Annotated in this window: 16 protein-coding genes; 9 read left to right on the top strand and 7 right to left on the bottom strand. The window is 72.9% G+C overall.

Features of this window, described 5'->3' with window-relative positions:
* Positions 1-60 precede the first annotated feature (60 nt).
* Positions 61-1,272, bottom strand: a complete 1,212-nt coding sequence (locus tag AC3RJ7_RS09055; RefSeq protein WP_491455509.1) for a serine hydrolase domain-containing protein — start codon at positions 1,270-1,272, stop codon at positions 61-63.
* Positions 1,273-1,280: 8 nt separating this feature from the next.
* A complete protein-coding gene (locus AC3RJ7_RS09050; protein ID WP_491455508.1) occupies positions 1,281-2,795 on the bottom strand; it encodes a purine-cytosine permease family protein in 1,515 nt (504 codons plus the stop codon).
* A 116-nt stretch (positions 2,796-2,911) separates the two neighbouring features.
* On the opposite strand from AC3RJ7_RS09050, the gene AC3RJ7_RS09045 reads away from it, so the two are divergent.
* A complete protein-coding gene (locus AC3RJ7_RS09045) occupies positions 2,912-3,550 on the top strand; it encodes a TetR/AcrR family transcriptional regulator (RefSeq protein WP_491455507.1) in 639 nt (212 codons plus the stop codon).
* A 151-nt stretch (positions 3,551-3,701) separates the two neighbouring features.
* Here the strand turns inward: AC3RJ7_RS09045 and AC3RJ7_RS09040 are convergent, their stop codons facing one another.
* Positions 3,702-4,292: a helix-turn-helix domain-containing protein gene (locus tag AC3RJ7_RS09040; protein ID WP_491455506.1), complete on the bottom strand. Its 591-nt coding sequence runs from the start codon at positions 4,290-4,292 to the stop codon at positions 3,702-3,704.
* Between the two features lie 66 nt (positions 4,293-4,358).
* On the opposite strand from AC3RJ7_RS09040, the gene AC3RJ7_RS09035 reads away from it, so the two are divergent.
* Positions 4,359-5,312, top strand: coding sequence for an NAD(P)/FAD-dependent oxidoreductase (locus AC3RJ7_RS09035; RefSeq protein WP_491455505.1), 954 nt, complete (start codon positions 4,359-4,361; stop codon positions 5,310-5,312).
* Between the two features lie 100 nt (positions 5,313-5,412).
* Entirely contained in the window at positions 5,413-6,117 is a 705-nt protein-coding gene (locus AC3RJ7_RS09030; RefSeq protein ID WP_491455504.1) for an endonuclease/exonuclease/phosphatase family protein, read from the top strand.
* 57 nt (positions 6,118-6,174) lie between these two features.
* Here AC3RJ7_RS09030 and AC3RJ7_RS09025 read toward each other — a convergent pair whose 3' ends face one another.
* Positions 6,175-6,768: a hypothetical protein gene (locus AC3RJ7_RS09025; protein WP_491455503.1), complete on the bottom strand. Its 594-nt coding sequence runs from the start codon at positions 6,766-6,768 to the stop codon at positions 6,175-6,177.
* A 174-nt stretch (positions 6,769-6,942) separates the two neighbouring features.
* Here AC3RJ7_RS09025 and AC3RJ7_RS09020 point away from each other — a divergent pair, with 174 nt between their 5' ends.
* Complete coding sequence (locus AC3RJ7_RS09020) at positions 6,943-7,344, top strand: hypothetical protein (RefSeq protein ID WP_491455502.1); 402 nt, start codon at positions 6,943-6,945, stop codon at positions 7,342-7,344.
* Between the two features lie 11 nt (positions 7,345-7,355).
* Here AC3RJ7_RS09020 and AC3RJ7_RS09015 read toward each other — a convergent pair whose 3' ends face one another.
* Positions 7,356-7,766 (bottom strand): hypothetical protein, encoded by a 411-nt coding sequence (locus AC3RJ7_RS09015; protein WP_491455501.1) that lies wholly within the window; start codon positions 7,764-7,766, stop codon positions 7,356-7,358.
* 36 nt (positions 7,767-7,802) lie between these two features.
* Between AC3RJ7_RS09015 and AC3RJ7_RS09010 the strand changes: the two genes are divergently transcribed.
* Complete coding sequence (locus AC3RJ7_RS09010) at positions 7,803-8,993, top strand: FAD-dependent oxidoreductase (RefSeq protein WP_491455500.1); 1,191 nt, start codon at positions 7,803-7,805, stop codon at positions 8,991-8,993.
* A gap of 262 nt (positions 8,994-9,255) precedes the next feature.
* Here the strand turns inward: AC3RJ7_RS09010 and AC3RJ7_RS09005 are convergent, their stop codons facing one another.
* Together AC3RJ7_RS09005 and AC3RJ7_RS09000 are read right to left on the bottom strand one after the other, a co-directional pair.
* A complete protein-coding gene (locus tag AC3RJ7_RS09005) occupies positions 9,256-10,719 on the bottom strand; it encodes an APC family permease (RefSeq protein WP_491455499.1) in 1,464 nt (487 codons plus the stop codon).
* 147 nt (positions 10,720-10,866) lie between these two features.
* Complete coding sequence (locus tag AC3RJ7_RS09000) at positions 10,867-12,261, bottom strand: amidase (RefSeq protein ID WP_491455498.1); 1,395 nt, start codon at positions 12,259-12,261, stop codon at positions 10,867-10,869.
* A gap of 110 nt (positions 12,262-12,371) precedes the next feature.
* Between AC3RJ7_RS09000 and AC3RJ7_RS08995 the strand changes: the two genes are divergently transcribed.
* From AC3RJ7_RS08995 to AC3RJ7_RS08980, 4 genes are all read left to right on the top strand, one after another.
* Positions 12,372-13,028, top strand: a complete 657-nt coding sequence (locus AC3RJ7_RS08995) for a TetR/AcrR family transcriptional regulator (protein ID WP_491455497.1) — start codon at positions 12,372-12,374, stop codon at positions 13,026-13,028.
* 266 nt (positions 13,029-13,294) lie between these two features.
* Positions 13,295-14,932 (top strand): ABC-F family ATP-binding cassette domain-containing protein, encoded by a 1,638-nt coding sequence (locus AC3RJ7_RS08990; protein ID WP_491455496.1) that lies wholly within the window; start codon positions 13,295-13,297, stop codon positions 14,930-14,932.
* Positions 14,933-15,118: 186 nt separating this feature from the next.
* A complete protein-coding gene (locus AC3RJ7_RS08985; protein WP_491455495.1) occupies positions 15,119-15,331 on the top strand; it encodes a DUF2188 domain-containing protein in 213 nt (70 codons plus the stop codon).
* A 94-nt stretch (positions 15,332-15,425) separates the two neighbouring features.
* On the top strand, positions 15,426-16,217 hold the full coding sequence (locus AC3RJ7_RS08980) for a DUF2306 domain-containing protein (protein ID WP_491455494.1): 792 nt from the start codon (positions 15,426-15,428) through the stop codon (positions 16,215-16,217).
* The last annotated feature ends 6 nt before the right edge of the window (positions 16,218-16,223 follow it).

The raw sequence follows: 16,223 nt of genomic DNA, 5'->3' as shown, positions 1-16,223 counted from the left end.
GGCTTCCACCGCGTCCTCCGGGCTGCCACCGAAACCCGCGAGCCCGAGGCATCCCGCCCGTCAGAAGGTGTCGAGCGCCTCGCTCACGTCGACGAGCAGCGCGCTCGGCAGCGCGTTCCACTCCGGGGTGTCTGGGTCGGGCCAGGTCGAGAACTTCACGATGACCGAGTCGGTCGCGGGGTCGAGCCAGAGGTTCTGCCCGTGGATGCCGATGCCGCTCACGTTGCCGCGCGCATTGCCCATGCACCACCACTGGGCGGTGTACGACCCGTCGGGGAACGCGCCCGTGAAGCCCTCGTAGGTCATCGCGTCGCGGTCGCCCCCGGCGAGGATGCCTCGGGCCCACGCCTCGGAGACGACCCGGCCGCCCGGCGCGACGCCGCCGTCGAGCACGATCCGGCCCACGCGTGCGAGGTCGCGCGCCGTGCACGAGATGCCGCCGTTCGCGAAGCCGAAGCCCGATCGGTCGACGGTGATCGTCGCGTCGCGGTCGGCGCCGAGCTTCGACCAGACGAGCTCCGAGACGACCTCGTGGTAGCGGGCGCCCGTGACGCGCTCGACGACCCACGCGAGCACGTCGGTGTTGGCCGAGCAGTACTGGAACTCCCCCACCGCGCCGCTGCCGCGGAGGGTCGTCAGGAAGGCGTAGGTGTCGACGGGGTCGTCGGGCCGGCGCACCCGCCAGCCCGCCGAGCGGTCGTGGGTCTGCACCTCGGCGGCCGGATCGACGTAGTTCTCGTCGTAGTCGATCGCGACCTGCATGTCGAGCACGTGGCGCACGGTCGGCCCGTCGTAGACCGAGCCGGCGAGCTCCGGCACGTAATCGGTGACGGGGCGCGCCGGGTCGATGCCGCCCGCATCGACGAGCGCACCGACCGTGAGCCCGCAGATCGACTTCGAGACGCTCATGAGCAGGTGCCGCTGGTCGGGCGCGAACCCGGGCTTGAAGTACTCGGCGACGACCTCGTCGCCGCGCAGCACGAGGAACGCGTCGGTGAAGGTCGCTTCGAGCCGACGCTCGAGGTCGGGCACGGCGGTCGCGAGGGCGTCCAGCCGCACCGTCGCCGTGGCGCCCGCGCGACCGGCCGGCGCGGTGCGCGAGATCGTCGCGGTCGGCACGAGCTCGCCGAGGTCGCCGAACGCCCAGCGGTTGCCCGGCGCCTCCTGCCAGGTGTCGAGCGTCGGCACGCCGGCGGGCGCCCCCGGGTAGCGCGGCGGGTGCGGGCCCGTCGCGGCGGGGTCGTGCGGGTCGATGGTGCGGGCGTCGCTCATGCGAGCCATCATGCCGTGGCCTCGGCCGACGGCGCGGCGTGGCTCGCGGTCGACGGATCGGACGCGGCGGACGCGCCCTGCGCGCTCGCCGGGGCCGCGTCGAACCGGCCGAGGCCCGTCTTCGAGAGACCGAGGTAGACGAGCGCGGAGACGATCATGCCGACGGGCACCGAGAGGTCGATCCAGCCCATCGACTCGGCGACCGGGCCGGTCCACACGTCGGTCGAGAGGCACACCGCGGTCGCGATGCCGCCGACGACGACGGCCGTCATGCCGGGGATGCTCCAGCCGGCCGTGTACCAGTACTTGCCGCCGCGCTCCTCGTCGAAGAGGTCGATCGCGTCGTAGCGGTTGCGGCGCAGGACGATGTCGGTCGCGAAGATCGCCATGGCGGGGCCCGAGACGATGACGAGGAACTGCAGCATGAGGTTGACCGCGTCGAGCAGGTTCGTCGACATCACGAGGTAGAGCGTGAGCGCCGTGCCGATGACGCCGACGACGATCGCCGACGGGATGCGGCGGATCGGCACGCCGACCGACTGCAGCGCCATGCTCGAGGTGTACGTCGTCATGCCGTTGAGGGCGATCGTGTTGACGATGACGGCGATCACGAGCAGCGGTCCGAGCCACGTCGGCAGGAGGCCGAGGATCGCCGACTCGATGCCCGCTTCGATCGCGGCGCCGTCGAGCCCCGTCACGATGAGCGCGCCGACGACGGTGAAGAAGATGCCGGGCAGGGCGCCGCCGAGCGCGGTCGCCGCGATGATGTGCGACGGCTTCGTCTCGCGCGGGAGGTAGCGGGCGATGTCCGGGCTGTTGATGTATGAGAGCGGCGTCGAGGCGAGGATCGTGAAGCCGATCGTGATCGCCGACCAGAGCGGCACGCCCGTGAGCGCCTCGGGCGCCCGATAGCCCCAGTCGACGGTCGGCAGCGCGAAGGCCGTGACGGCGAGGAAGATCACGGCGAGGCCGATCGAGATCGCCGTGTAGCTCTTGATGATGAGCGCGTGGCCGTAGACCGCGACGAGCACCGTGATCGCCGAGACGACGAGCGTCACGATCACGGGCCCCAGCACGGGGTCGGCGAAGCCCCACTGCGCGAGCAGGTCGGCGCCCATGAACGACGAGGCGAGCCAGTTCAGCGCGAGGAAGACGGCCGAGATGAGCCATCCCGTGAAGGCGATGATGACCTTGTTGCCGATGATGCCGTAGAGCGCGCGGCTGATGACCGAGCCCGAGGTGCCGGCCGCAGGGCCGGAGATCGCGATGAGGCCCGGGAAGACCCACAGCAGGTTGGCCGCGACGATGACGGCGACGGCCTGCCAGATCTCGAGCCCGAGCAGGATCATCGTCGCGCCGATCGTGAAGTTCAGGATGCTCACGTTCGGGGCGGCCCACACGCCGAAGAGATCGCGCGCGCGGCCGTGCCGCTCCGAGGGGCGGACGACCTCGATGCCGCGGGTCTCGGGCTGGGTGGGGGCGTCGACGTAATCCTGCGACGCTGCGGGGGTCTGGGATGACACGGGGGATCCTCTCGGCGGGGGCCTGGGTGGCGTCGTCAGGGCCCTGCCGATGGCGACGCTGCTATTGGTCAACTGACCAATGGGCTATTGGTCAGTCATCCAATAACATGATCGACATGATGTCAAGCGCGCCGACGACCCGAGCCCGCAAGGCGCCCGCCGAGCGCCGCGCCGAGATCGTCGACGCCGCCGCGGCCATCGCGCTCGACGACGGGCTCGAGGGCATCACGCTCCGCGCGGTCGCCGAGCGGCTGGGTGTGCGGCCGGGGCTCATCAGCCACTACTTCCCCGTCGCCGAGGACCTCGTGATCGCCGCGTTCGTGCACGCCGTGAGCGACGAGCGCGAGACGCTCGTGCCCGAGGGCGGCGAACCGCTCGAGCGCATGGCCCGGCTCGTCGCCCGGGTCGAGAGCCCCGAGGCGCGCCCGATCTCGCGGCTGTGGCTCAACGCGCGCCACCTCAGCCGGTTCAGCCCCGCACTCGACGAGGCCCTCGAGGAGCAGGAGTCGCTCGACCGCGCCCGGCTCACCGCACTCGTCGACGAGGGCGTCGCCGCCGGTGTCTTCGCGCCCGTCGACGCCTTCGCCGCGTGCGTGCGCATCTTCGTCGCGATCGACGGATTCGGCGCCTACGCGAACAACACGGGCACGTTCGACTCCGACGCCTACTGGCGCTTCGTCACCGACGCGACCGAGTGGGCGCTCGGCCTCGAACCCGGGCGGCTGCGCACCGAGGTCGCCGCACTCGGGCGCTGATCCGCCCGGCCGCGCGGCTGCGCCGCCGCGCGCCAGCACGTTGTTCAGGAAACAGTCGCTTCATCAGGATGATTCAGGGCGTTTCGTCCTGATCAGGCGACGATTTCCTGAAACGGCGAGGGGGCTGCGGGCCGCCGAAGACTGCGGCGGCTCAGCGCGCGGCGCGGAGGTGCACGCGCTCGCCCTGGGCGCTCAGCAGGTTGAGCACCTCGGCGGGCTCGAGCGACGCGCTCGCCGTGCCGTGCGGCACGCGGGTGTCGAACTCGGCCGCTTCGCCCGGCTCGAGCACGATCTCGTCGTCGCCGAGCGCGAGACGCACCCGCCCGCTCAGCACGTAGACCCAGTCGTAGCCCTCGTGCGCACGCTGCTCGACGGGCGCATCGGGCGGGTGGCCGGGCAGCACCATCTTGTACGCGTGGACGTCGGGATTGCTCCGCGTGAGCGGGATGATCGCCTTGCCGTCGCGGTAGAAGGGCTTCGGGTGCACCCGTGGGTCGGCGATCTGGGGCGCACCGACGAGGTCGTCGAGGCTCGCCCGGTACACGGCGGCGAGCCGGATCAGCAGGTCGAGCGTGGGCCTGCGGCCGCCCGACTCCAGGCGCGAGAGCGTGCTCGCCGAGATACCGGTCTCCTCGGAGAGCTCGGCGAGCGTCAGGCCGCGCCGGGTGCGGAGTTCGCGCAGCCGTGGCGCGACGCCGTCGAGCACTCGGTCGAGGGGAGGGTTCGGGGCGGCGTCGGGCATGCGGCTTCCTTTGCTGTTTCGGCAAGCTCGCTTGCCATTGCATCACGTCCAGCCGACGATCGGAACATGCAGCAGACCTCGTGGGACGTCATCATCATCGGCGGCGGCAGCGCCGGGCTCAGCGCCGCCCTCATGCTCGGGCGCTCGCGCCGGCGAGTGCTCGTGCTCGACGAGGGCTGCCCGCGGAACCGCTTCGCCGGGCACATGCACGGCGTGCTCGGTCGCGACCACACCTCCCCGCTCGACCTGCTCGCCGACGGGCGCGCCGAACTGGGCCGCTACGAGGGCGTTGCCGTCCGCGGCGGCGCGGCCGTCGACGCCGCCGTCGCGTCCGACGGCGGCACGGGCTTCGTGCTCGAACTGGCCGACGGCGAGCGCCTGCGCGCCCGGCGCCTGCTCGTCGCGAGCGGCCTGCGTGACGTACTGCCTCCCGTTCCCGGCCTCGCCGAGCAGTGGGGTCGCGGCGCGTTCGTCTGCCCCTACTGCGACGGATGGGAGGCCAGGGACGGCCGGATCGCCGTGCTCGCGACGAGTGCCGCGCAGGTGCACCAGGCCCAGCTCATGCGGCAGCTCTCGGACGAGGTCGCGTTCTTCGCGAACGGCATCGAACTGCCCGCCCAGGCGCGAGCGGGCCTCGGCGCTCGCGGCATCGCCGTCGAGGACCGCACCGTCGCCGCGGTCGTCGCCGACGAGCGGGGCGGGCTCCGAGGCATCCGGCTGGATGACGGGACGGAGGTCGCGACCGACGCGATCTTCGCCGGACCCGTGCCCGAAGCGGACGACCCCGTCCTGCGAAGCCTGGGCGCCGATCGCGCCGCGCACCCGATGGGCGGCGAGTTCGTGGTCGTCGACCCGATGGGCCGCACGAGCGTTCCCGGCGTCTGGGCCGCCGGGAACGTGACCGACCCGCGCTCGTCGGTGCCGTACGCGATGGCCGCCGGCAGCATGGCGGGTGCCGCGATCAATGCGGACCTCGTCGAGGAGGAGGTGCGCCGCGCCGTCGAGCAGGCGGGCGCGTGACGACCGTTCGACGAAGCCGTTCGGAGCGCCCCGCGTCAACTCCACCGACTCGTCACGTCACGCTCGGCCGCCGTCCACCTTCTGCGCCTAGGCTGAGGTGATGCTGGTCATCAGCTACAACCTTCGCAAGCACCGCGCCATCTCCGAGCTCGCGGCGCTCGATGAGCGCTACTCGCCCGAGGTGCTGTGCCTGCAGGAGGTCGACACCTCGAACCTCGCCGAGCAGGTCGGTCGACTGCGGCTCGCGCACTCGACGACGGGAAACCGGCTCGGCCTCGCGATGTACTACCGCGACGATCGGTTCGAACCCCGCGACATCCGCGCCTTCGCGCTCAAGAAGTCGCTGCACGACCGCATCCTGCGGCCGGCGCACGAGCGCCTCCTCGGCGCCCGGCTCACCGACCTCGAGCACGGACGCGACCTCGTCGTGGCGTCGTTCCACGCGGCGCCGCTCACGGCGCTGAACTCGCTGCGGCGCCACCAGATCCACTCGGCGCTCGGTTCGCTCCAGCTCATGGGGCCGCACCTGCCGACGCTCATGGTCGGCGACTACAACTACCCCGTCTTCAAGGACAACCTGGCCGAGAAGGTGCGCGACGCGGGCTACGAGCTGACGCTGAGCGACAGCCGCACGTACACGCGCTACAAGTACTTCCGCGGGCACTTCGACTTCGCGACGTCGGCCGACTTCGAAATCCGCCGCGTCGAGACGCTGCCGCGCGGCTCGAGCGACCACCTGCCGATCCTCGTCGACGCCCAGTACGTGGGCCTGCTCGCCGACGACACGGTCGACGTCGTCATCTGAGTCGGCGCGGGCCGTCGCCCGCAGCGAAGGACCGGGGCCGCAGCCGGCCCGCCCGCGTCAGGCCGCGATCGCGACCCCCACGCACACGAGGCCGAGGAACAGGTCGAGCCCCATGCACCAGAGCGCGAGCGACCGCCCGACGACGATGTCGCGACGGTAGTGCACGGCGTCCCAGCCGGCGTGCGCGGCGAGCGCGAGGCCCGCGAGCACCAGGCCGATCCGCGGGTCGAGCGCGAGCGCGACGACCGCGACGCCGAAGAAGGCGAGCATGGCGATCGCCTGCGGCGTCGTGACCCGGGGCCTGCGTAGCAGGCCGACGACGACGAGCACCAGGCCGGCGACCGACAGCGCGATCCACCTCGGCACGTCGAGCAGTTCGGCACCGAAGACGAGCACCGTGCCGAGCCCGACGACGAGCCAGGCGACCCAGCGCCGACCGGTCGCCGCGGCCGCGAGGTAGCAGAGGGTGGCGATGCCGAGGGCGGTCATCGGCACGGTCGCGCCGAGCGCGTCGGGGTACCCGCTGAACAGCAGGCCGGCACCGCTCGCGACCCCGGCCGCGAGCACGACCGCCACGAGCCAGGGCGGTCGCCGATCGGTCGTCGCGGGTGTGCGACGCGTTGCGGTCGTGGTGTCCTCGAGCCGATTCATCGGGATGCCTCCTCGTCGACGTCCTCACCTGAGTATCTATACCCCCTGTGGGTATAACAGATTCCTCGGCGCGCCGCCACCCCCCGCAGGACACCCGGAGCATCCGCCCATACCCCCGTGCCCCCTCGATATGGGGGCCGCGCCGCTTCGCTCGCGCTCCCTACACTGGCGCGCATGACCGACTCGACGAGGTCCGGGGCGCCGGTCGGGGGCGCGCTGCGCACCACGTGGCTGGTCGCCGCCATCATCGCCGGCCCGACCCTCATCGTCGCCTCCCTCGCCGACGACCTCGGCAGTCTCAGCTACGAGAACGCCAACCCGTGGGCCGGACCGCTCTCGGCGGTCGCGTGCGTCGTGAGCATCGCGTGCGGGCTCGGGGCGTTCGCGATCGCCGCGCCCTGGTGGTCGGCCCTGCTCGTCGCGAGCCCGGGCATCACCTGGCTCGCGACGAACCTGTCGCAGGACGTGCTCTGGGCGGTCGCCACGATGGTCAGCCCGCTCGCCGCGCTCGGCGGCGCGATCAGCGGTTACGTCATCGCCACCCGCAACGCCCAGCCCGCGCCCGTCGAGGAGTGACCGGCGGCTCGTCAGCGCCCGATCAGCGCGTTGAGCCAGCCGGGTCCGGCCACGAGTACGGCGAGGTCGAGCCGCGCGCGCAGCCCGCCGTCGGCGGTCACGACGAAGGGCATGGCGGATGCCTCGGCAACGGCGCCGTTCGCGAGCCCGACGATCGCCGTGTCGCCGTCGGCGGGCGCCCGCACGACCTCGATGCCGTCGGGCACCTCGGCCGAGCGGGCGGCGCCCTCGACGACGGCGACGACCGCGTCGATGCGCACCGCCTCGCCGTCGGGTCCGTCGACCGTCCGGCCCGCGAGCGCCGGAAGCGCGGCGAGCAGCCGCGTCGCCGCACCCGCGCGATCACGCCACCAGCCGTCGGGCGTCGACCCCATGACGTTGGCGACGTCGACGATGATCCGTACTGCGGTCGTCTCGCCCATGACGTCATTCTCGCCCGGCAGGCGAAGATGGAGGGCATGCAGATCATCGTCATCGGCGCGGGCGCCTGGGGACTTCCGACGGCGGCCGAGCTCGCGGAGCGCGGCCACCGCGTGACCCTCGTCGACCGCTACGGGCCCGGCAACGCGCTCTCGTCGTCGCACGGGCCGACCCGCATCTGGCGGCTCGCCGACCCCGACCCGGCGAAGATCGCGATGACCCGGCAGAGCCTCGAGGCGATGGAGCGGCTCTCGTCGATCGCGGACGAACCCGTGTTCCTGCGCCGCGGACTCGTCTGGCGCGACGACCGGGCGGCGCTCGACGGCTTCGAGTGGGCGCTCGCGATGGAGGGCATCCCCCACCTGCGGCTCGACGCCGACCGCGTCGGCACCCGCTTCCCGGGCCTCGTGCCCGACGGACGCGGCGCGATCTACACGTCGGAGGCGGGCCCGGTGCTCGCCGACGTCTCGCTGCGGGCGCAGCTGCGGCGGTTCGAGCAGGCGGGCGGCGAGCTGCGCATCGCGCACGTCGTCGACCTCGAGGCCGATGCCTCGGGCGACGGCCTGCGCCGGGTGCACCTGGCTGGTGGCGAGGTGCTCGAGGCCGATGCCCTCGTGATCGCGGCCGGCCCCGGGGCATCCGTGCTGCTCGACCGGCTGGGGCTCGCGGTGCCGCTGCGTCCGCACCTCGAGCAGGTCGTGCACGTCGCTGACCCGGCGCGCCCGTTCGACGACCTGCCCGACCTCATCGACATCGCGTCGGGCGACCGGCCCACGCTCTACGCGATGGCGACGCCCGGCGTCGGCTACAAGCTCGGCCTCGACGCACCGCTGCGCGACGTCGAGTGGGGCGCCGACGACGACCGCACGCCCGACGACTCCCGCACGGCGACGCTGCTCGACTACGCGCGCACCGCGCTCGGCATGACGGGCGCCGCCGTCGTCGACGCGAAGGTGTGCAGCTGGACCGACTCCCCCGACGGCCGCTTCGTGATCGGCTCGCCGCGGCCCGGCGTGACCGTCGCCTGCGGCGACTCCGGCGAGGGATTCAAGTTCTCGGCCCTCATGGGCCTCGTGCTCGCCGACCTCACCGAGGGCGAGACGCCGTCCGTCGACCTCGCACCGTTCCGGTTCGACCGCTTCGACAGCGCCGACCCCGCCGCCGCTGCGGCGACCGAGGCCGCGCTCGACTCGCCCACCGCGCTCGGCGGCGCGCCCGCGGCATCCTGATCGGTGCCCCGCGCAGGTGGCGGGCGGGCCTCGGTGAAGGAAGTCCCGCGCGACACGCCGCGCCGCGGCCGGCCGCGGCGTGTCGGCCGAGAATTCCTCCACCGCGGTGCCGGCGAACCGGGCGCTGCCGGCGGGACCGGCGGCACCAGCGGAACCTGCCTGGCGCGGCGGAAGCAGGCACTCTCGGCCGACACGCCGGCGGCGCCGGCTGCTGCCTGGCGTGTCGCCCGAAAGTGCCTGCAACCGCCGCCGCTGCAGCCGACTATCCGTCGACGGATGCCGCCGACGGCTTGGCCTCGGGCTCGATCGATGACGGCGCGCGGCCGGGCCGGATCGCCCCGATCGCGGCCGCGACGACGAGTGTCGCCATGAGCGCCCAGTTCACCCAGTCGGTGCGGCCCGTGAGCAGGTCGAGGTTCGTGAGCATGAGGTAGAGGCCCGCGGCGAGGCCGAGCACGCCGAGGATCGGTGCGACGACGACCCGGAAGACCCCGTGCCCGCGCCGGTCGCGGCTGAAGAACCGCACGACGCTGATCATGCAGAGCAACTGCAGGGCGACGATGCCGATGATGCCGATGCCGTTGGTCCAGAGCAGCAGGTGCAGGTACGGGTCGCCGTTCAGCCCGATCGTGATCGCGATGAGCGCGACCGACACGAGCGTCGTCACGAGACTCGCCTTCGCGGGCGAGCGGTATCGCCGGTGGGTCGTCGCGAGGCGGGCGGGCAGCAGTCCGTCGCGGCCGAGTGCGAAGAGGTACCGGGATGTCGCGTTGTGGAACGCGATCGTCGCGGCGAGGATGCTCGTCACGATGAGGAGCCCCATCACGGTCGTCGCCCACGCGCCGAGGTACGACTCGGCGAGCATGAAGTAGAGCCCCTGGAACGCCTCCGACAGCGAGAACTCGGTGAGCCCGTCGACGCCCATCGCGGCGACCGCGACCCACGCGATGAACCCGTAGAAGATCGCGAGGAACCCGACCGCGATGTAGGTCGCGCGGGGCACCGTGCGGTCGGGATCCTTCGCCTCCTCGGCGTAGATCGCGGTGCCCTCGAAGCCGATGAACGCGCCGAGGGCGAGCACGAACATGCCGCCCGAGGCGAGGTTGAAGACGTTGCCGGGCGCGAACGGCTCGACCGAGAAGTTCGCCGTGCCCTCGGTGACGAGCACCGCGACCGCGAGCACGACGAGGATGAGCACCTCGAGCGTCATGAGCACCGCGAGCACGCGGGCGCCGATGTCGATCTGCCGGTACCCGAGGACCGCCACGATCGCGAGCCCGACGAGTGCGTACACCGACCAGTGCAGGTCGACGCCGAGCATCGGGTTGAACGTCGCCGCGGCGTAGAACCCGAGGAACCCGTAGAAGCCGGCGCAGATGAGCGCGTACGACAGCAGCGCCACGAGCGCAGCGGCGCCGCCGGCCCGGCGGCCGAGGCCCCGGCCGATGAACGCGTAGAACGCGCCGGCGTTGCGCACGTGCCGGGCGAACGCCGTGAAGCCGGCCGCGCACAGGATGTAGACGATGCCGCTGAACACGTAGGCGCCCGGGGCGCCGATGCCGCCGAGCCGGAACGCGAGCGGCGCGGCGCCGGCCATCACGGCGAGCGGGGCCGCCGCGGCGACCACGAAGAAGAAGATGTCGAACGTGCCGAGCTTGCCGCGGGCGAGCGAGCCGCTCGATGCGGGTGGCGTGTCGGCCTTGGCGGGCGTGGGGGATGCGGACATGGATGCTCCTTGGTCAGCGGCGGTGATGACAACGGGTGAAGCGGGTGAAGCGGTGAAGCGGGGTGTTGCGTGCCTCGCGCTCGAGGCGTTGCGCGCCTCCTGTGGGGCGGCGGGCCGGAGCGGCGGCGCCGCCCCGGCCCGGGTCGCTCAGACCGCCGGCCACCAGGCCGGGTCGGTCCAGAGCGCGAGCTCCTGTTCGAGGGCGGCGCCCACGCGGAACACGGTTCGGTCGTCGTACGTGCGGCCGACGATCTGCACGCCGGTCGGCACGCCGTTCGGGGCGACGCCCGACGGCACCGCGAGCACGGGCACGCGGCCGATGACGTTGAACGGCAGGGTCATGAGCTTGCCGAACACCGCGGCGCTGTCGGTCGACGGCTCGTCGGCGGCGAAGCCCGTGGTCGCGATCGTCGGGCAGACGAGCGCGTCGTAGCCGGTCATGAGCTCGGCGAACGGGCGGTAGAACGCCGACTCGGCGACGAGGCCCTCGACGTAGTCGCCACCGGCAGCCGCCTTCGCCGCGAACGCCCGGGTGTAGGGCATGAGCTGGTCGGCGCGGGAGGCGTCGCCGTCGAGGATCGACTCGATGAACGGCCCCATGACGGCGCCGAAGTGCGGCCACGACGTGTCCTGCACGAGGTCGGGGCCCCAGGGCAGGTCGACGACCTCGACGGTCGCGCCCGCGGCGGCGAGCGCGACGCCGACGGCGCGCGTGTTCGCCTCGACGACGGGGTCGACGTCGTAGCCGCCGAGGTCGAAGCAGAGCGCGATGCGCAGGCCCTCGAGCGAGCCGACCGCTCCCGAGACGGTCGCGAGGTCGCGCAGGGATGCGGCGTCGCCGACCCACGGGCCCGAGATGACGTTCTGCAGCATGGCGACGTCGGCCACGCTCCGGCCCATCGGGCCGTCGGCGCAGTAGGTGTCGGAGTTGAACGGCGCCATGCCGGGCACGCGCCCGAACGGCGGCTTGAACCCGACGACGCCGCAGAACGAGGCCGGGATGCGGATCGATCCGCCGATGTCGGACCCGGTCGCGAGGAGCGTCGAGCCCGCGGCGAGCACGGCGCCCGAACCGCCCGACGAGCCGCCCGGCGTGTAGTCGGGGTTCCACGGGTTGCGGGTGATGCCCCACAGCTTGGAGTGCGTGACGGGCGCGCAGCAGTACTCGGGCGTCGTCGTGCGCGCGTGGATGACGGCGCCGGCCGCCTGGATGCGTTCGACGATCGGGTGGGTCTCGCTGGCGACGTGCCCCTTCTCGAGGAGGCAGCCGTCTTCGAGGAGGCGACCCGCGATGGGCTGCTCGTCCTTGAGCATGAGCGGGATGCCCTCGAGCGGGCGGAGCTCGTCGCCCGCGGCGAAGCGCGCCTCCGACGTGCGCGCGGCGTCGCGCGCCTCGTCGATCCACTGCTCGGTGACGGCGTTGATCACGGGTTCGGTCGCCTCGGTACGGGCGATGACCGATTCGAGCAGGTCGACGGGCGACAGCTCGCGCCGTCGCATGAGGTCGGATGCCTCGGTGGCGGTGAGCCGGAACAGATCCATGTGGGGGGTGTGCCTTTCGGGTGGGACCGGCGGACGGGTCGCAGGTGAGGTCGCAACCCATCCGTACTATGTACGCTTCCGTACACTGTACGGACGATACTCTTGCACGCATGGCGTCACGTCAAGGGGCAATGCGGACGGCGGGTGCGACGCGCCCTCGCGAGCCGCGCAAGACCCTCACCCGCCGCGAGGTCACCGACGCCGCGGTCGACCTCGTCGAGCGCGACGGCCTCGAGGCGCTGACGATGCGCCGCCTCGCGACCGAGCTCGGCTGCGCCCCCATGAGCCTCTACACGCACGTGCGCAGCCGCGACGACCTCGTCGACGCGATCGTCGAGCAGCTCATCGAGCGGCTCGACCTGCACGAGGAGCCGGGCGAACCGTGGCAGCACGCCGTGCGCCGCACGCTCGGCGCCTACCGCGACCTCGCCGTCGCCCTGCCGCACGCGTTCGAGCTGCTCGCCCTCGCGCCGTACGACACGTCGCCGGTCGCGCCGCACCTCGCGGGCGTGCTCGCGGGGCTCGAGCACGCGGGCCTCGCGCCCGAGCAGGCCCGGCAGGTGCTCGGCATCATCGACGCCTACGCCTCCGGCTTCCTCGTGGTGTGGGCCCGCAGCCAGGCCACGAGCCGCCGGCCGTCGACGCCGCCGGCTCAACCCGCGGTCGCGGGCATGCGCGACCTCGCGATGTTCGACCAGGGTCTCGAAGCCCTCATCGCAGGGCTCGATGCGACGCTCGTGCGCGCGTCGGCCGAGTCGGGGTCTTGACACCGGCGGCCGCGGGCCGCTAGCGTCGCTCGGCGATGGGTACGCTGATTCACTCCTAGTGGTGTGAGCCGTGTCGAGCATCCGCTCCACGGCTTCCGCATCGATTCCGGCCTGCGCCGAGCGCGGCCGATCGACGCGCCGTCGACCACCACTGAGCATTCGGCCCGCAGCCGCGGCTCGCGCGCACGCCCATCCGAGGGGCGTGCGCCGACGAGCCCGACCGGCGTTCGCGCACCCGCGAACGGGCCGGGAACGGAGGACTCTCCATGACCACCAGCCAACTCTCGCTGCACGCCGTCACGAAGCGATTCGGCGACCGCGTCGTGCTCGATCGCGTCGAGCTCTCGCTCCGACCCGGCGAGCGCATCGGCATCATCGGCGACAACGGCTCGGGCAAGTCGACGCTCCTGCGCATCATCGGGGGCGCCGTGATCCCCGACGCGGGCGAGCTGATCGCCCGCTTCGCGGGCGGCGTCGGCACCCTCGACCAGGTGCTCGAGCTGCCGCCGGGCGCGAGCGTCGACGACGCGATCGACGCCTGCTCGGCCGGGCTGCGCGCGCTCGAGCGCTCCATGCATGCCGCCGAGCGGGGGCTCGCGGGCCTCGACGACGCGGCGCTCGCCGATGCGCTCGCCGAGTACGCGACGCTCACCGAGCGCTTCGAGGCGCGCGACGGCTACGGTGCTCCGGCGCGGCTCGACGCCTCGCTCGAGGCACTCGGCGTCGGCGGCATCGACCGGGCGCGCGACTGGGAGACCCTGTCGGGCGGCGAGCGTTCGCGGGTCGCGCTCGCGGCGACGGTCGCCGCGAACCCCGAGCTGCTGCTGCTCGACGAGCCGAGCAACGACCTCGACGACGACGCCTGGCACTGGCTCGTCGCCCGACTGCGCGCGCACGACGGCACCGTGGTCGTGGTGACGCACGACCGCGCGTTCCTGCAGGCGCTCACGCAGGTGATCTGGGAGGTCGACGCGGCCTCGATCGCGCGATACGGCGACGGCTACCGGGGCTACCTCGTCGCGAAGCAGAACGAGCGCGAACGGCATCGGCTCGCCTATGAGACGTGGAGGGCCGACCTCGCCCGCAACCGCGAGCTCGTCGCGGCGAACGCGGGTCGGCTCGCCGCGATCCCGCGCAAGCTCGAGAAGGCGGGCATGGGCGCGGGCGCGTTCAAGCCGCGCGGTCGCGACCACGGGGCGATGGGCCGCATCCGCAACGCGAAGGCGCGCATGTCGCGGCTGCTCGCCGAACCGGTCGCCCCGCCGCCGAAGCGGCTGGCGTTCCGGGCGGTCGGCATGAACGTCGCGCCCGCTCCGGGCGGCGAAGCGGATGCCTCGGCGGAGTCGGACGCGCCACTGCTCGTGCTGTCCGGGGTACGGGTGGCCGAGGCATCCGTCGACGATCTCGTGCTGACGGCCGGCGGCCGGCTGCTCGTCACCGGCCCCAACGGAGTCGGCAAGACGAGCCTGCTGCGGGTCATCGCCGGCGAGCGCCGGGCCGACGCCGGCATCGTGCGGGCGACCTCGCGGATCGGGCAGTTGCGCCAGCACAGCGTCATCCCGCCGAGCCGGCGCACGCTGCTCGAGGTGTACGCGGACAGCATCGGCGAAGACCTCGTGACGGCGGAGGGCCGGCTGATGCCACTCGGGCTGTTCCACCCGCGCGACCTCGCCGTGCCGGTCGGGGCGCTCTCGTACGGCCAGCGCCGCCGGCTCGAGCTCGCGTTGCTCGTGAGCGAACCGCACGAGCTGCTGCTGCTCGACGAGCCGACGAACCACCTCTCCCCCGACCTCGTCGAGGACCTCGAGGCGGCGCTCGAGACCTTCCCGGGCGCGGTCGTGCTCGTCTCGCACGATCGGCTGCTGCGCGAGCGATTCCGCGGCGAGCACCTCCCGCTCGGCTGAGCGGGAGAGCGGGCCACGGCCGGTCAACCCCGGTGAGGATGCCTCGTGCCGGGAGTATCGTCGCCGCCGAGCGCCGGCTCCGCGGTTCCGGAGGGGGTGGTCCCGCCGGCGCCGCGACCACATGACCACACGACCACACCGTCTGCGACCACATGACCACACGACCACACCACGCAGGAGGACGACATGGCACATGGCGACATCGAGACGCGCTCGAATCGCGGCCAGTGGGAGAACCACGTCGAAGGCTCGCCCGAGCTGTCGCAGAGCTTCGCCAGCCGCGACGAGGCGGTCGAGGCGGGCGGGCGGCTCGCCATGGCCATGGGCACGCGGCACACCGTGACCGACGCCGAGCCGACGGGCGCCATCACCGACGAGGACGACACGGCGCAGCGCTGATGCGGGCGAGGGCCGTCGGGTCGGCGGTCAGCCGCCCGAGCATTCGGGGGTTCACCCCCTAACGGCCGCCCCACCGCGGTCGTAGCTTGCCCCTGTGACCACGCAGACGTCCGATCAGAAGACCGCCGTTCCCGACCGCCCGGCCGCACCGGGCGACCCGCTCGAGGTCCGCGAAGCCGCCCCGAAGCCCCGCCGAACCGGAACGCGCATCGCCTGGACGTGGGTGCTGCTCTCGTCGCTCGGCATCGCCGCGTTCGCGGTCGTGCCGTACCTGACCGCGCCGCTGCGCGAACTGGCCGAGTCGCCGTCGGGCGGCCTCGCCGGCAACTACGCCGAGCAGCCGACGGCGATCCAGATCGCGTTCTACGCGCACATCGTGGGCGGCGGCCTCGCGCTCGTGCTCGGCCCGCTGCAGTTCTGGCGCGGCCTGCGCGACCGGCACCCGCGGGTGCACCGCTGGACCGGCCGCGTCTACCTCGCCGCGATCGGCGTCGGCGGCCTCGCGGCGCTCGTGATCGCGCCGGTCAACGACGCCGGACTCGTCGGGCTCTTCGGCTTCGGCGCGCTCGGCGCGCTCTGGCTCGTGACGGGATGGCTCGCCTACCGTGCGATCCGGCGCCGCGACGTCGCGACGCACCGCGCCTGGATGATGCGCAACTTCGCGCTCACCTACGCCGCGGTGACGCTGCGGATCTGGCTGCCGCTGCTGCTGCTGGTGCAGCTGCCGTTCCTCACGGAGGGCACCGATTTCGACGTGGTGTTCGCGAACGCGTACGCCGCCGTGCCGTTCCTCTGCTGGGTGCCGAACCTCGTCGTCGCCGAGTGGCTCATCGCCCGGCGCGGGCTTCCGGGCTTCTGGCGTCAGGTGGAGCACTCCGTCCGGTAGGCGCCC

It is taken from the genome of Agromyces solani (genome assembly GCF_058349925.1).
Note: the sequence above shows the minus strand (reverse complement) of the source record. Positions and strands in the feature narration are given on the sequence as shown.

What these genes read in the sequence shown, in the direction of transcription:
- AC3RJ7_RS09055 (WP_491455509.1), bottom strand. Translation starts at nt 1,272, where the DNA reads ATGAGCGACGCCCGCACCATCGACCCGCACGACCCCGCCGCGACGGGC.
- AC3RJ7_RS09045 (WP_491455507.1), top strand. Translation starts at nt 2,912, where the DNA reads ATGATGTCAAGCGCGCCGACGACCCGAGCCCGCAAGGCGCCCGCCGAG.
- AC3RJ7_RS09040 (WP_491455506.1), bottom strand. Translation starts at nt 4,292, where the DNA reads ATGCCCGACGCCGCCCCGAACCCTCCCCTCGACCGAGTGCTCGACGGC.
- AC3RJ7_RS09035 (WP_491455505.1), top strand. Translation starts at nt 4,359, where the DNA reads ATGCAGCAGACCTCGTGGGACGTCATCATCATCGGCGGCGGCAGCGCC.
- AC3RJ7_RS09030 (WP_491455504.1), top strand. Translation starts at nt 5,413, where the DNA reads ATGCTGGTCATCAGCTACAACCTTCGCAAGCACCGCGCCATCTCCGAG.
- AC3RJ7_RS09025 (WP_491455503.1), bottom strand. Translation starts at nt 6,768, where the DNA reads ATGAATCGGCTCGAGGACACCACGACCGCAACGCGTCGCACACCCGCG.
- AC3RJ7_RS09020 (WP_491455502.1), top strand. Translation starts at nt 6,943, where the DNA reads ATGACCGACTCGACGAGGTCCGGGGCGCCGGTCGGGGGCGCGCTGCGC.
- AC3RJ7_RS09015 (WP_491455501.1), bottom strand. Translation starts at nt 7,766, where the DNA reads ATGGGCGAGACGACCGCAGTACGGATCATCGTCGACGTCGCCAACGTC.
- AC3RJ7_RS09010 (WP_491455500.1), top strand. Translation starts at nt 7,803, where the DNA reads ATGCAGATCATCGTCATCGGCGCGGGCGCCTGGGGACTTCCGACGGCG.
- AC3RJ7_RS09005 (WP_491455499.1), bottom strand. Translation starts at nt 10,719, where the DNA reads ATGTCCGCATCCCCCACGCCCGCCAAGGCCGACACGCCACCCGCATCG.
- AC3RJ7_RS09000 (WP_491455498.1), bottom strand. Translation starts at nt 12,261, where the DNA reads ATGGATCTGTTCCGGCTCACCGCCACCGAGGCATCCGACCTCATGCGA.
- AC3RJ7_RS08995 (WP_491455497.1), top strand. Translation starts at nt 12,372, where the DNA reads ATGGCGTCACGTCAAGGGGCAATGCGGACGGCGGGTGCGACGCGCCCT.
- AC3RJ7_RS08990 (WP_491455496.1), top strand. Translation starts at nt 13,295, where the DNA reads ATGACCACCAGCCAACTCTCGCTGCACGCCGTCACGAAGCGATTCGGC.
- AC3RJ7_RS08985 (WP_491455495.1), top strand. Translation starts at nt 15,119, where the DNA reads ATGGCACATGGCGACATCGAGACGCGCTCGAATCGCGGCCAGTGGGAG.